Annotated in this window: 14 protein-coding genes; all 14 read right to left on the bottom strand. The window is 42.3% G+C overall.

Features of this window, described 5'->3' with window-relative positions; all coding sequences use genetic code 11:
- Window positions 1-4: 4 nt before the first annotated feature.
- Entirely contained in the window at window positions 5-1,687 is a 1,683-nt protein-coding gene (locus tag WMO37_RS03675; protein WP_349154330.1) for a DAK2 domain-containing protein, read from the bottom strand.
- 36 nt (window positions 1,688-1,723) lie between these two features.
- On the bottom strand, window positions 1,724-2,083 hold the full coding sequence (locus tag WMO37_RS03670) for an Asp23/Gls24 family envelope stress response protein (protein WP_022432245.1): 360 nt from the start codon (window positions 2,081-2,083) through the stop codon (window positions 1,724-1,726).
- A 153-nt stretch (window positions 2,084-2,236) separates the two neighbouring features.
- Complete coding sequence (gene rpmB / locus WMO37_RS03665; RefSeq protein WP_022432246.1) at window positions 2,237-2,422, bottom strand: 50S ribosomal protein L28; 186 nt, start codon at window positions 2,420-2,422, stop codon at window positions 2,237-2,239.
- Window positions 2,423-2,725: 303 nt separating this feature from the next.
- Window positions 2,726-3,124, bottom strand: coding sequence for a GerW family sporulation protein (locus WMO37_RS03660; RefSeq protein WP_227089351.1), 399 nt, complete (start codon window positions 3,122-3,124; stop codon window positions 2,726-2,728).
- A gap of 20 nt (window positions 3,125-3,144) precedes the next feature.
- Window positions 3,145-4,131 carry a hypothetical protein gene (locus WMO37_RS03655; RefSeq protein WP_349154329.1) on the bottom strand — a complete coding sequence of 329 codons (987 nt, stop codon included), beginning with the start codon at window positions 4,129-4,131 and terminating at the stop codon, window positions 3,145-3,147.
- A gap of 20 nt (window positions 4,132-4,151) precedes the next feature.
- On the bottom strand, window positions 4,152-4,496 hold the full coding sequence (locus WMO37_RS03650; RefSeq protein WP_349154328.1) for a hypothetical protein: 345 nt from the start codon (window positions 4,494-4,496) through the stop codon (window positions 4,152-4,154).
- Between the two features lie 7 nt (window positions 4,497-4,503).
- A complete protein-coding gene (locus WMO37_RS03645; protein ID WP_022432250.1) occupies window positions 4,504-5,889 on the bottom strand; it encodes a hypothetical protein in 1,386 nt (461 codons plus the stop codon).
- 24 nt (window positions 5,890-5,913) lie between these two features.
- Window positions 5,914-7,194 (bottom strand): diaminopimelate decarboxylase, encoded by a 1,281-nt coding sequence (locus WMO37_RS03640; RefSeq protein WP_349154327.1) that lies wholly within the window; start codon window positions 7,192-7,194, stop codon window positions 5,914-5,916.
- 235 nt (window positions 7,195-7,429) lie between these two features.
- Window positions 7,430-7,753, bottom strand: a complete 324-nt coding sequence (locus tag WMO37_RS03635) for a leucine-rich repeat domain-containing protein (RefSeq protein WP_022432252.1) — start codon at window positions 7,751-7,753, stop codon at window positions 7,430-7,432.
- Between the two features lie 39 nt (window positions 7,754-7,792).
- Window positions 7,793-8,530 carry a lytic transglycosylase domain-containing protein gene (locus WMO37_RS03630; RefSeq protein ID WP_022432253.1) on the bottom strand — a complete coding sequence of 246 codons (738 nt, stop codon included), beginning with the start codon at window positions 8,528-8,530 and terminating at the stop codon, window positions 7,793-7,795.
- Between the two features lie 13 nt (window positions 8,531-8,543).
- A complete protein-coding gene (locus tag WMO37_RS03625; protein ID WP_349154326.1) occupies window positions 8,544-8,978 on the bottom strand; it encodes an NUDIX hydrolase in 435 nt (144 codons plus the stop codon).
- Window positions 8,979-9,074: 96 nt separating this feature from the next.
- Window positions 9,075-10,547, bottom strand: coding sequence for a peptidoglycan D,D-transpeptidase FtsI family protein (locus WMO37_RS03620; RefSeq protein WP_349154325.1), 1,473 nt, complete (start codon window positions 10,545-10,547; stop codon window positions 9,075-9,077).
- Entirely contained in the window at window positions 10,474-11,859 is a 1,386-nt protein-coding gene (locus WMO37_RS03615) for an FtsW/RodA/SpoVE family cell cycle protein (protein WP_227089347.1), read from the bottom strand. Before WMO37_RS03615 ends, WMO37_RS03620 begins: the two co-directional genes overlap by 74 nt.
- On the bottom strand, window positions 11,859-14,420 hold the full coding sequence (locus WMO37_RS03610; protein ID WP_349154324.1) for a U32 family peptidase: 2,562 nt from the start codon (window positions 14,418-14,420) through the stop codon (window positions 11,859-11,861). The genes WMO37_RS03615 and WMO37_RS03610 overlap by 1 nt, the downstream gene beginning before the upstream one ends.
- Between the last annotated feature and the right edge of the window lie 7 nt (window positions 14,421-14,427).

Raw genomic sequence — 14,427 nt, 5'->3', positions numbered from 1 at the left:
CATTTTATTCTACTGAAACAATGTAATAATAAATCGGCTGTCCGCCCATCTGAAGCTCTACATCAATATCCGGATATTTTTCTTCAACCTTTGCTGCGGCATTTTCTGCATCTTCTTCTGAAATATCACTGCCGTAATACAGGGTAATAAGTTCTGCATCTTCATTCATCATTGCATCAACAAGTTCTAACAGCGTCTGGTCAATGCTCTTGCCGACTGCCGCAAGTCCGCTGTCTGAAAGTCCCATAATATCGTCTTTGTGAATTTCTTTTCCGTCAATTGACGTATCACGAACTGCATAAGTAAGCTGTCCTGTTGCCACTGTTGAAAGTGCTTCTGTCATCGTGTCTGCATTTTCCTGTGCATTTCTTGAAGCTTCAAAGTTAATCATCGCTGTAATACCCTGCGGAACTGTCTTTGTCGGAATTACAATCAGCTTTTTGCCTTCTACAAGCTCTGCTGCCTGCTCCGCGGCAAGAATAATGTTCTTATTATTCGGAAGAACAAAAACAGTATCTGCATTAATGCGGTCAGCAGCATTTAAAATATCCTCTGTACTCGGATTCATGGTCTGTCCGCCTTCAATCACTTCGTCAACACCCAGTTCCTTAAAGATTTCAGAAAGTCCTTCGCCTGCGGAAATCGTTACAAAACCAAAATCCTTATGTGGTGCTTTTTCTTCCTTCTTTTCTGTTTCTTCCTTAGCAGCTGCTTCCATCTCTGACTGCTGGATAACCTTCTGGTTGTGTTCCTCACGCATATTATCAACCTTCATCTTTGTCAGCTGTCCGTATTCTAATGCCTTTTCAAATGCCTGACCCGGATGATTGGTATGCACATGAACCTTTACAATGTCATCTAATGCAACACACACAATGGAATCACCGATAGAAGATAAAAATGCCTTAAAGGATTCTTCTGTCTTTTCATCAAATTCTTTATCGAGCATAATAATAAATTCCGTACAGTAACCGAATTTAATATCTACATTTTCAATGGCAGCTCCCGTATTCTTTCCTGTTGCTGCAATTTTTGCTTTAGATACGCCTTCAATCTTAAAGTCTGTGACTTTACCTGTTAAAGCATCATACATACCTCTTAATACAACAACCAGACCCTGTCCGCCGGAATCCACAACACCGGCTTCCTTTAAAACAGGGAGCATTTCAGGCGTCTTTGACAAGACAAGCTCTGCATGTTCAATAATCTTTAACAGTGCTTCTTCGATGTCTTCTGTTTCCTCTGCAACTTCTGCCGCCTTATCAGATACACCCTTTGCAACGGTAAGAATTGTTCCTTCCTTCGGCTTCATAACGGCCTTGTATGCTGTTTCTGTTGCTCTCTGTGTTGCTCTTGCAATGTCTTCTACGGTTAAACTGTCAATCCCGGACATTTCCTTTGTAAATCCTCTGAACAGCTGTGAAAGAATAACACCTGAATTACCTCTTGCACCTCTTAATGAACCGGTCGCAATTGCTTTTGCCAGCGTTTCCATATCCGGTACTGCAAGCGCACCGACTTCTTTTGCCGCAGACATAATTGTCAGTGTCATATTGGTTCCCGTATCGCCGTCCGGCACCGGGAATACATTCAAGTCATTAATCCACTCTTTTTTTGCTTCAAGGTTTTTTGCTCCTGCAAGGAACATCTTTTGCAAAAGTGCTGCATCTATTGTATTTGTAGCCACAATTTTCCTCCATTCCGCCATATACGGCATCTTCCATTAATCTATTACACGAACACCTTCTACAAATATATTAATCTTCTTAATATCAAGACCTGTAAATTCATGTACCTTGTACTTTACATTTTCAATCAGATTCTCTGCAACGGTTGAAATGCCGACACCATAAGAAACAATAACATGAAAATCAATTGTAATCATATTGTCTTCATCAATCTCTACGTGAATTCCTCTTGTAAGGCTGTCGCCCTTTAAAAGCTTTACAAGGCCGTCCTTCATGCTGACAGCTGCCATGCCCACAATACCAAAACACTCTACGGCTGTAGAACCGGCATATCTTGCAATAACTTCTGATTCGATGGTAATCGTACCTAACTGTCCTTCGATATGACCTCTCATCTATATACCTCCATTCACGGATACTATCTATCCTATCTAATAATAGATATTATACCTATTCATGATACAAATGTCAAAACAAAGAAGGTGAATCATCTAAAAAGACAATCCACCTTCCCACTGATATAAATTTTCGAAAATTAACAGCAGTTCTTATGCGCGTTCTACTTTACCGGAACGTAAGCATGAAGTACATACATACATCTTCTGAGATGCACCGTTGACCTTAACCTTTACTGACTTAACGTTAGCATTCCATTTCTTATTTGATCTTCTATGAGAATGGCTCACAGCGTTACCAAAGTGAGCAGCTTTTTCACAAATTGCACATTTTGCCATCTTAAATACACCTCCTTAATGGTATTGGGTATTATTTACCCACAACAGAAAATATTGTAGCAGATATTAAATTATTTTGCAAGCATTATTTCAACATTTTTTTCATTTTAATGACAAAACAAATTATATCCCAATATCATCAGCACAATAATCACGAAAATACACAGACAGATATTTTCAGTAAAAAACAGTGCAATCATCATTCCTACTGCAATCCAGAACAGTATAAATCCACACATTCTTGTCATAGCGAACCGTCTTTATATTCTGTCTTATCAATAGTATATGCTGCACCGCCGCGTGTTATTCCTCTGTTACATCGTGAATTGCATTTTCAACTTCTTCATCGTACTCTTTTGTCTTATTTCCGCTTGTAAAACGGTCAATCACGTCCGGCACCATGTCTAAAATCTTTGTCACCGTATCCTGATTTTTAATATTGACAAGCTTTGTTGTCCCATTCTGAATAACTAAAACCGCACTTGGCGAAACCTTTCCTGTCATTACGCCGCCCGCATTGTTTTTCTTTTCGCCCGCAAATGCACCTGCACCCACACCAAACGATACATCAACCAGCGGAAGAATAATGGTGTCATTGACTGTCACTGCATCTCCCACAACCGTTTTTGCGGAAACAAATGAATCCATCCCTTTAAAAAGAGAGGCTACCGTTGTATCAAAATTATTCTTATTTTCTGCCATAACTCCTCCATTCTGCCGTCTTAACGGCTGCTTTTCTTTAACAGTTTTTTCTGTACAAGGCGGTTAAAATAAACTTTCCCTGCAATCATTAAAATCCCCGCCAGCCGGATTTTCCCTTTTATCATGCCTTCGCCCTCAAAAACGGATTCTTCAAAATCGGGAATCAGTTCGATGTCCAGTCCCAAAAGTCCGTAAAGGACCGCAAGCCGTACTGCAAGCCAGCCTGTCGTTTCACTGTCTTCAAATCCGTACCGGACACGGAGTCGGTATTTTTTCGGACGGGATTTTTGTAAAAGCCGTTTCAACTGCTCCCATAGAAAATGAACCAGCTCGCGGTTTTCTTCATCCTGCAGCATTTCCGAAAAATGGGTTGTTTTTTCCTGCACGGTCTCCTTTAGCGAAACACTCTTATCAAAAATACCGCAGATTGTCTGCGCAATCCTGATAAAAAATGCTTTTATCCGCCGGCAGACCTGTTTTATGCGCTCTCCGAAACACTTAAACTTTTCCGCTAAAGACGGCTTTTTGCGGAAAGCACACGGATTTTCTTCCGCCGTCTGCTCTGCCTCAGTTTCGCTCCCGGTTTCCTGCGGTGGTTCCTGTTCTATCCGTTTCCGGACTTCCTGCGCCTGTACGCCGCTTTTCTGTGGCTGTTCGTCAAAAACCGTGCGTTCCCCGGCTTTCTGCTTCTTTTTTGAAGCTTTTTCTTTTTGTTCTTTTATTTCCGGCTCTATCGGTCTTTCCGAATCATACAGTGGAAAGAAAAGAACCTGCGCCCGCATTTTAAAGCCTTCGTTATATTCCATAAAAAAACGGAACAGATGCAAAAGCCATGTAACCCGTACATGAAGCACCGGCTTTTTGCCGCTGTTTTTATCATATTGTGCATCTGCCGCATAGCGCACCGGCACAAACAGCACCGCCGCTGCTGCCGCAAGAACAATTCCCAGTAAGACTGCAAGGATAATCCCTGCTATTTTTAAAACCAATAGCAAACCATGAAGCATTGTTGTTTTCCTCCCACAGTCTAGCGGATGCGGTTTCTTCCGAACTTTAAATAACCCGGAATATCAAACGCCCCCGTCTGCTGATAAACATCATCAATAATGGCTGTGATAACCTCAAGCCCCTCGGCATAGCCTTTCGCCAGACCGACAACATAGATTTCTCTGGCATGAATCCCCTTTTGTTTCTTAAAATAAGGCTGCTTTAAGACATTTGCCGAAAACATATCCAGCAGATTATCCGGGTTGTCCGAAAGTGTAATCAGATACGTATCCAGTTGAAAACGCCCGCGGCGGATTCTGCCAAACATCTTATATTTTGCCTGCTTTGCACCCTCGCCAAGATAGAGGTTCCGATACCATTTCATTTACTCATCACCCACGCATTATCATTTTCATTACTTCAATTACTGCCATCTTTTCTGCCGCATCATTGCACTGCTCCAGCGACAGATTAATATATTCGCAGATTTCGTCAGTATTGTTAAAAAATACAGGCAGCTGTGAAAGTACTGCCGACATCACGGCACGTCTTACAATCTGCGGCATATCCGTAAAGCTTTCCTTTAGCTGGGCAATAATGTTTTCACAGGTTTCGTCTGCGTAAGAATTATCCGGTACATTTAACTTTTCCGGGTCTTTTATAAGACTTACAAAGTCACTGCCGGACTGTAATTTCATCACATCAGCCAGTGCTGCATAGCAGTCCTGTAATCCTTCTTCTTCTAATTCCTTTGGCATATTTTCCAGTGCCGTTTCCACTGCAAAGTCACTCTTAGAAAGAATCATAAGGATTCTTTCCTGCTTTCCTTCAAAATATTCAAACTTGCCGAGAACTTCATCTGAAAGCAGTGTTTTTCCGTCAAATGCCTGACGCACACCGGTAATAATCTGCTTTGCAACCGTCACTTCCCCGATATCGGAAAGTGTCTGCTTTTCTGTTAAAATAATGGTGTACAAATCATTGACCACCTGTGTAAGCAGTACAAATAAATCCGCGCAGTCTAACATCTTTTCTGTCGCAATTGTAAGCACATTTTTAAGGCGGGTATATTCTTCCTCTGTCAGTTCTGCATAATCTGCATTGGCAAGCGTTCTGTAACTGTCATACACTTCAGGAAAAAGTGTTTCAAAACCCTTGACTTCCTGTAACATCGCCGTTGTGCGCAGTGCATAGGCAAAATCATCGATCGTGCCTTTCTGTGCGCCGTGGTATAACGTAAATGCTTCTCTTAAATATTCAAAGAACTTGTTCCGTGAAAGACGCATCGGCAGCTGTCCCACAACTTCTGAAATCTTACTGTTAATGACAACATTATCTTTATCTGCAAGAATATAATGCATCAAATCATTGGTCAGATACATCCCGTAATATTCTTCATCTGCCACCTGACCACTGAAACGGTGTTCCACGCGGTTTAATACATATTCATAAATCCGCAGGCAGTCTACATACTGTGTTACAACCTCCATAGTTTCAATCAGACGGTTTCTGACTGTTTCAACTTCTGTCACATCTTCTGCCTGTCCGGAAAGCAGCTTGTCAATCACACCGTTTGTCGTAGCAAGCAGTTCTTCAAATACCGGATTGACTGTCGCATTTTCCTGACGCATATCATAAACGGTATAATAATTCATGGACAGCTTCATGTATGCAAGTCCTGTATACATAGAAGCCATCCCTGTTGCATATTTTAAAAGATTTCCTTTTAAATTCTTCTGCTTTGAAATCTCCTGCGCAACATAATATAAGTCTTTCATAATAATTCTTATTTCTCCTTCGGCTTATTTTAAATTCAGCTTATCGAGGATATTACAAAAATCAAATGTTGCAAAATAATCCTTTGGTGTTTCTGCACGGCGGATCATTTCCACACTGCCATCTTCCTTTAATAACAGTTCTGATGAACGCAGCTTTCCGTTGTAATTGTATCCCATTGAAAAGCCATGTGCGCCTGTATCATGAATAATCAGATAATCACCCATGTCAATCTTTGGCAGCTTTCTGTCAATTGCAAATTTGTCATTATTTTCACAAAGAGAGCCTGTAATATCGTATACATGGTCGCAAGGTGCATCTTCTTTTCCCGCTACCGTAATATGATGGTATGCACCGTACATTGCCGGACGCATAAGGTTTACCGCACACGCATCGACACCGATGTATTCCTTGTGTGTATGCTTTTCATGAATTGCTTTTGTAACAAGGCAGCCGTAAGGTGCAAGCATGAAACGTCCGAGTTCCGTATAAATTGCAACATCGCCCATGCCATTTGGTGTCAACACTTCATCATAAACCTTGTGAACGCCTTCACCGATAACAGCAATATCATTTTCTTCCTGATCCGGCTTGTATGCAATGCCGATACCGCCTGAAAGGTTGATGAACCGGATATCTACGCCGGTCTTTTCCTTTAATTCAACTGCCAGTTCAAATAAAATCTTTGCCAGTGCAGGATAATACTCGTTAGAAACTGTATTGCTTGCAAGGAAAGAATGAATACCAAAGTGCTTTACGCCCTTTGACTTTAAAATCTTAAATGCTTCGATAATCTGGTCATGTGTCATACCGTATTTTGCATCACCCGGATTGTCCATAATTGATGTTCCGAGTTTGAAATATCCGCCCGGATTATAACGGCAGCTCATGGTTTCCGGGAATTTGCCGTCTAAAATCTTATCTAAGAAATCAATATGTGTAATATCATCTAAATTGATCATAGCACCAATTTTTGCTGCATAAGCAAATTCTTCTGCCGGTGTATCGTTGGATGAAAACATAATTTCTTCCGGTTTAAAATCGAGTGCATGGCTCATCATCAGTTCTGTCATTGAAGAACAATCCGTACCACAGCCGTATTCCTTTAAAATATTTAAAATGAACGGATTCGGGGTTGCTTTTACCGCAAAATATTCACGATAGCCTTTATTCCATGAAAATGCTTTCTTTAAACGTTCTGCATTTGCACGAATCCCTTTTTCATCATACAGATGGTATGGTGTCGGATAAGTCTTATTAATTTCTTTTAACTGTTCTAATGTTACAAATGTTTTTTTCTGACTCATAGTTCTCCTCATTTCCGCATATTTTCCTGATGCTTTATTGATTGCACATGCGAAGCGTACCATAACCGGGGAATTTAAAACCCCGACATTACTATATACGTATCCCACTATCTAAAAATCATATCTTACCGCAACGCATTTGTCAAATAAAAAGCACTTTAATTTACTAAAGAATCCGCAAATCTCCGATAACGAAAAAAGACTGCGGCAAATGCCGCAGCCTTGTCTTATGTACTTATCTTTCCAATTGGATACATCCTTTAAAGGAAGTTGGGTCTACCTTCACACCCTTTTTGTATACCGCACTTTTTAAATTCACGCAATTAATAAATGCTTCCTGTCCGATTTCTTCCAGTGAATCCGGGAAAATCACTTCTTCCAGATTGTTGCAGTTTTCAAATGCATTGTTGCCGATTTTCTTAACACCTTCCGGCAGTTCAATCTTAACAACATCACTTCTGTTTGAAAAAATGTCTTCTGAAATATATGAAAAATCACTCATATCAATCTCTTTTAATGTACGGTTGTACAGTGTTACCTTTATTCTTCCTCTTTTCATCTCTTGCACCTCTATTTTCTTTCTATATAATAAACGTGATTAAATCTGTGTAATTCCCGAATAATCCTGTCCGGAAATTACAGATATCACACTGTTGTAAGCAGCTTCGTATGCCTGTGCCGCTGTCTGATAGCCTGCCTGTACCACAGGAATCTGCGCAGCCGCCATATACTGCTGTGTCACCGGCGCACTGTAATACACTTCTTCTTCATCCTGTGATGTGCCGTATACCGGTGTCGGCTCTGCGCCGTCTACCGTTGTAGAATCATTGTCCAATGCTCCACCGAGAATATCATTAATCTTGCGGATATAATTTTCCGTTTCGGAATACGGAGGAACACCTCCGTACTTACGTACCGCTCCGCTTCCCGCATTATACGCTGCCAGCGCAAGTGTCACATCGCCGTTATAATCCGCTAAAAGATAGCCGAGCATCTTGGCACCGCCCGTAATATTCTGTCTGGCATCATACGGGTCTTCTACTCCCAGTGATTCTGCTGTTGCCGGCATCAGCTGCATAATACCCATCGCACCTGCACTTGATACCGCCTGTGAATCAAATCCCGACTCTGCCTGTGCCACTGCCTTTAACAGATTCACATTAACACCGTATTCTTTTGAAACTTCTTCAAATATCGTATCTAAATCTTCATCACCTGTAGATATATCCGAATATACCGAATCAAAACTGTCTGTATCCTGCGGTATCACACAGCTTGGAATATCCATAAGATATTTTGCCGTTTCTGCCGCTCCAATCTGACTGACTGTACTCATGTTTTTTCTCCCATTACCATATTTTTTCTTTTCTCATCTGTATATACTTTCCATAAGCCCTTTCTAAAATCTGTTTTTCATTCGGAAACTTTAACAAATGATACGCTTCATGAAATTTATAAAATCCCGCATCTTCAAAAAATTCTTCCCGCTGCGGTTTGGTATCATAACTGTCTGCCTCGCACAGATACCAGTGTACTGTTTTATTGACCACATCATCAGAAACATTAAATGTATATCCGGTATCTGCAAGGTACGCCCTGATTCTGACATTGGCGCCGCTTTCTTCTCTGACTTCCCGGATGGCGGTATCTTCATGTGCCTCTCCCGGCTCAACCGTCCCTTTGGGAAGCACCCAGCCTTTATACTTATTTCTGTAATTCTTGTATAAAACAAGTATTTTGCCTCTAAATATCACCACACCACCACAGCTTGTTGCTTCTTTCATTGCAATTCCTCCTGTACATATGGGTGTGTTCTCAATTACTTTCATTATAACATTGCAGGCAGACAATAGCAACCGCAAATCCTGTCATTTGTATTTCTAATTAAAATACGCGTCTAAGACTTCCTTTGCCACATAAGATGCATTTCTGACACCGGTGTAGCCGCCCTCTAAAATAACACAGATAGCAACTTCCGGATCATCATACGGGGCAAATCCGACAAACCACGAATGGACATTGTCAGAGCTGTCATACTGCGCCGAACCGGTTTTTCCGGCAGCTTTGTAAGAAGCATTTTTTAAGGCATAGCCTGTTCCCTGTGTCACAACTGCACGCATATACTGTGTCAGCTGTTCTGCTTCATCTGCCGTTGCAACCGTTGCCAGTGCTGTCGGTGTGGTCTGCTCTACAATTATCTTATCTGCCGTCTGCACATGGTCCACCAGATATGGTGTCATCATCACACCGTCATTGGCAATTGCTGCCGTAATCATCAGATTGTGAATCGGTGTCATCATAGTCTTACCCTGTCCGATTGCTGTTTCCTGTGCTTCACTGATTCCTGAGGAATCATCCAGCGTGAAACTGCTGCTGTTATACTCAATTCCGATTGGCAGATTGGAATTAAACATCAGCGTGCTGCACAGATTTTTAAATGCAGAACGGTTTAACTGTGTACCAATTGTAGAAAACGCAGAGTTACATGAATTGGCAAATGCCGTTTCTAAATCCTCTGTGCCATGTGCTTTATTATCAAAACACGGAATACTTGTTCCTCCCTGAATATAGGCACTTCCCGTACAATGATAAGAATACGAATCCGCATCATACTCCCGGATATATTCCAGTGCCGTAATAATCTTAAAGGTAGATCCCGGCGGATATAAGCCCTGTGTCGCACGGTTTAACAATACAGAATCCGCACTGTCATACGTCAGCCACTCTGAATAATCCGTGGATGCATCATTCGGATCATAATCCGGTTTGGAAACCATCGCTAAAATCTTACCTGTGGACGGCTCCATCACAATCACCGCACCCTTGTTACTTCCGATAGCTTTATAAGCAGCTTCCTGTAAATCAACATCCAGTGTCGTCACGCTCGTATTGCCCATTGCTTTTTGTCCGGTGGCATCACTAGCAAGCTGTTTTAACACATTGCCGTCCTCTGAGAGCAGATGATAGTTTTCCTCACCTTCTATGCCGCTTTTTGCCGAACTTAAACCAACTACATGGCAGAAGACTTTTCCAAACGGATAGCTTCTGGTTTCATTGCCATCCTCATCCGTTTCCGTTGTTGCAAGAATTGAACCGTCCGCCGCCAGAATATCGCCGCGCACGACCTTCGTTTCCTGATTATCCACTCTCTTATTATATGGACTGTTAATAATATCCGGGGCTTCTGTCACGTTAAACCACACCAGATAGCCCATCATAAAAAGAAACAGTCCCGCAAATACAAAAGATATAATATTGGTTTCACGGTTTCTGAGTCCGCTATTCTTCTTCGTCTCCAGAATATCCGTTTCCCTTTTCTTTGATTTTCTTTTTTTCTGTTTTTCCTTTTCCATGTTCTGCCTCGCCTTCGTCCTGTCGCATGTTGTACATGCCGTTAATCAGTGCAAACATCACCAATGAGCTGATGATGGAACTGCCGCCATAGCTGACAAACGGAAGGGTTACTCCCGTCATCGGAATCATTTTAATCGCACCGCCGACTGTTAAAAATACCTGAAAACCGTATGTAACGCCAAGTCCGACAGCTACCAGTCTGTAAAAGAGTGTCTTACAGCGTGATGCAATATTCATCATCAGAATAAGATTATTTAAGCAAATCAAAAGAAGTGCTACCGTAAAGATAATACCAAACTCTTCCGTCAATGCCGAAAACATAAAGTCTTTTTCGGCAACCGGAATCTTATCCGGCATTCCCTGTCCCAGTCCGTATCCAAACCATGAACCCATACCAATGGCAAATAAAGACTGGCAGATCTGATATCCTGTCGTATCAATCGTACTCCACGGATCTAACCAGATGGTTACGCGGTTTTTGACATGGGAAAAGATATGATAAGCAAGTACTGCCGCCACACTGCCTGCACCCAGTCCCGCAAACAGATAGCTGACCTTTTTGGTTGCCGTAAACAGCATCAGCAGATACACTACAAAAAAGATCAGTGCCGCACCCAGGTCATTTGAAGCAACCAATACTAAAACGTGTGCCGCCGCCAGCACCGTCACCAGTACCGTCTGCTTAAATGTAATGGACTTATTAAACATCGATGCAACAAACAGCACATATAAAATCTTAACAAACTCACCCGGCTGGACGGAAACCGGTCCTAATGAAAGCACCAGATTCGCACCGAATACTTTTCCGCTAAACAGCACCAGTATCAGAAGCACCAGCCCGGAAATACCATAAAGCCAGCCGAAATTTCTGAAACTGCGTACTCTTTTTAACAGCCACGGAATAAAGAATGTCAGAATCGTTCCGGTTGCCGCAATTGCAAACTGCTTGATGCATTTATCAAAATCCAGTCTTGCAATCATAACAAATCCGATTGCCATCAGCATGCACATATTATTCACCAGCAGTCTGGATGCCTTCGGATACAGCACATCGTATATCATCACCACAACAAACAGATAAATAAACTGCACAAAATACAGCATGATATATTTCATATCCTCATCATTTAAAATGTATAAAATCAGATATCCAAGCAGATGAATAATAAACATTAATACATTCTGCGTAAAATATATTTTTCCTCTTTTCTGTTCATTCTGCATGACCGCACCCTGATAAGATGCCAGTGTATAAAATGCAATCAAAAACGCAAATATATATTTTGAAAGTTCAATAAAAATCTGCTGCATTACTCAACCCCCAGCTCAAAATGTCCTCTGCCTGTCTTTTCGCAGTTTTGTCTTCCTGTTAAAACTTTATCCGGCTCTGCCGTTTCCTCTATAAACTCATACCGTATACTGTCCGGCGCTGCTTTGTCAATCAGCGTTTCCGGTTTTGAGATATCCAATACGGTATCGTCATACAGAATACTATAACACAAATCACATACACTTTGCACCTGATATTGCTGCCGGTATCCTGTCATTGTCATTCTGCCATTTGCGCCGTCACATTTTCCGAGTGTTTTTTTCACACACTGTTCAGAAACCATTAACGGCAGATGTGTGTATACAATCAGTTCACGCGGTAGTACCGCATTTTTGGTCTGTGCCAGTTCCTGCGCTGTTAATTCAAGCGGCATGGTCGTGCGGATAATCCGCAAGTTTTTTTGTGTTCCTGTTGTTTTTAATAGGAACTGCTCCGCCCGCGTATTCCATGTATACAGATTCGCATCGGTAATCACGCGGATAACGGCTGACCGGCTTAGTTCTTTTAACAGTCCGAGCTGTTCCAGACTACGCACAAGAAAAGTATCCGCTCCGGCAGCAAGCCAGTTTTCCATCAGCTGTCTGCCCTTTTGACTGTCTTTTCCGCGTAAAATGTGTGGCAGTGCAAGCACCGGATTTTTCTGTGCCGCCTTACACTTTCCTACAGCTTCTGCCATCATCCGGCTGTCCTTTTCACGGATAAACAGTCTGAAATCGAAATAAATGTCGGTGATATCTGCCATCGGATAAACGCTTTCCGCCTGCCTTAACGTTGTTACAAGCACCGTTACCGGGCGTGTCTGTGACTGTTGTGCCGCCTGAATCTGCATATTTTCTACACTGCCTGCAACAGATGCGTCTTTTGTGTCCATGTATACTTGTGTGTCCTGTGACATGGCAATACGGTCTTCTACTGCGCCTTTTGGCAATTCACGGTAATACTGCCCTAAAATTTTCTTTTCCAATGCCTGTGCGCAGTTTCTTTTTAATTCTTTCAATGCCGATACGGGAACAAATAATTCTCCCTGTAAGTCTACCTTTACCGTTTCAGCTGCAAACGGCGTATCACCAAGTGCCGTCACTATCTCTGCCAGCCGTTCTTTTTTTGCCGGCTGTTTCTGTGCCGCCTGTGCCTCTGCACCGGTCTGTGTTACCGCTGCTCCGGTGCTTGTATCTGTAAAGGTCAGTTCCAGCGGTCTGTCACAAGCTGCCGTCAGATGGACGTCAATTTTCTTTTTCAGCGTCTGCCCTACATACTGCTTTTCCACAAACCGGGTCAGTTCACCGTTTTTCATACGATAAAGCACCCTGCCCTTTTCAAGCCGGTACTTTTTCGGCAGATTTACGGTAAAGCGGCTTCCCTTTGCATATGCACTGCCGCTTGAAAAGCTGTTTTCCTTATCAATTTCAAAAACATCCTGCGGATAAATTTGTTCCAGTGCTTCAAACAATACCCTGCCGCCTTCATTTTTAAGAACCTTTAATGCCTTTGTTCCCATATGATTCGGGCGCTTTAATGAAATCATTTCCCGTCCTTTTGTATTATTATAATATCCGGTTGTAAACGCACCGCGGTTGTACAAGTCCATCAAATCATTAATATCCGAATCTTCGACCTTAAACCCTTCTCTGCCATATTCCAGATAACGGTCAACATATTTTCTGTAAATGCCGGTTACGCCTGCCGCATAATTGACATTTTTCATTCTGCCTTCAATTTTCAAGGAATAAACGCCTGCCTCTATAATATCCGGCAGAACCGGCAGACCGCACATATCCTTTGGGCTTAACAGATATGCAGAACCGTTACTGTCTTTTTGTCTGTTTTCATCACCGCGCAGTCCCTTTCCCTTCGTCCGCGGCATGGCTGATGTCTGCGGTGTATACATCAGGCGGCATGGCTGTGCACATCTGCCGCGGTTGCCGCTTCGTCCACCCTGAAAACTACTCAGCAGACACTGTCCCGAATAACAGTAACAGAGTGCACCGTGGATAAAGCTTTCGATTTCAATATCACAGTTATCGTGAATTGCCTTGATTTCCGCAAGATTTAACTCTCTTGCCGTTACCACACGGCTTGCGCCCGCTTCTTTTAAAAGCTTTGCGCCTGCCGCACCTGTAACCGTCATCTGTGTACTCGCATGAATATGCAGTCCCGGAAATGCTTCTTTTATCGCTTCAAACGCACCGAAATCCTGCACGATAACCGCAGAAAGTCCCGCTTTGTAAAACGGCTCAAGATACGGCAGTAACCTGTCTTCCAGCTCCTGCTGTTTCATCAGGGTATTCACTGTAAGATAAATCTTTTTGTCATGTAAATGTGCATAATCTAATGCCCGCAGTAATTCTTCCTGACTTAAATTATTTGCATATGCTCTCGCACCAAACATTGCGCCGCCCAGATACACTGCATCTGCGCCCGCTGCAAAATCTGCCATTAAAATATCATATGACCCTGCCGGTGCCAGAATCTCCACCTTATTTTCTCTTAAACTCATCTGCTCCTGCCGCTTTTTGCGTTCCTTTCCGTTGCTGTCTTTCAAACACGTT

It is taken from the genome of Lachnospira intestinalis, assembly GCF_040095895.1.
In the GTDB taxonomy this organism is placed as follows: Bacteria; Bacillota; Clostridia; order Lachnospirales; family Lachnospiraceae; genus Lachnospira; species Lachnospira intestinalis.
Note: the sequence above shows the minus strand (reverse complement) of the source record. Positions and strands in the feature narration are given on the sequence as shown.

Bases quoted from the DNA above. Each gene is read 5' to 3' on its own strand.
- WMO37_RS03670 (WP_022432245.1), bottom strand. From the start codon at position 2,083: ATGAGAGGTCATATCGAAGGACAGTTAGGTACGATTACCATCGAATCA.
- rpmB (WP_022432246.1), bottom strand. From the start codon at position 2,422: ATGGCAAAATGTGCAATTTGTGAAAAAGCTGCTCACTTTGGTAACGCT.
- WMO37_RS03660 (WP_227089351.1), bottom strand. From the start codon at position 3,124: ATGGCAGAAAATAAGAATAATTTTGATACAACGGTAGCCTCTCTTTTT.
- WMO37_RS03655 (WP_349154329.1), bottom strand. From the start codon at position 4,131: ATGCTTCATGGTTTGCTATTGGTTTTAAAAATAGCAGGGATTATCCTT.
- WMO37_RS03650 (WP_349154328.1), bottom strand. From the start codon at position 4,496: ATGAAATGGTATCGGAACCTCTATCTTGGCGAGGGTGCAAAGCAGGCA.
- WMO37_RS03645 (WP_022432250.1), bottom strand. From the start codon at position 5,889: ATGAAAGACTTATATTATGTTGCGCAGGAGATTTCAAAGCAGAAGAAT.
- WMO37_RS03640 (WP_349154327.1), bottom strand. From the start codon at position 7,194: ATGAGTCAGAAAAAAACATTTGTAACATTAGAACAGTTAAAAGAAATT.
- WMO37_RS03635 (WP_022432252.1), bottom strand. From the start codon at position 7,753: ATGAAAAGAGGAAGAATAAAGGTAACACTGTACAACCGTACATTAAAA.
- WMO37_RS03630 (WP_022432253.1), bottom strand. From the start codon at position 8,530: ATGAGTACAGTCAGTCAGATTGGAGCGGCAGAAACGGCAAAATATCTT.
- WMO37_RS03625 (WP_349154326.1), bottom strand. From the start codon at position 8,978: ATGAAAGAAGCAACAAGCTGTGGTGGTGTGGTGATATTTAGAGGCAAA.
- WMO37_RS03620 (WP_349154325.1), bottom strand. From the start codon at position 10,547: ATGGAAAAGGAAAAACAGAAAAAAAGAAAATCAAAGAAAAGGGAAACG.
- WMO37_RS03615 (WP_227089347.1), bottom strand. From the start codon at position 11,859: ATGCAGCAGATTTTTATTGAACTTTCAAAATATATATTTGCGTTTTTG.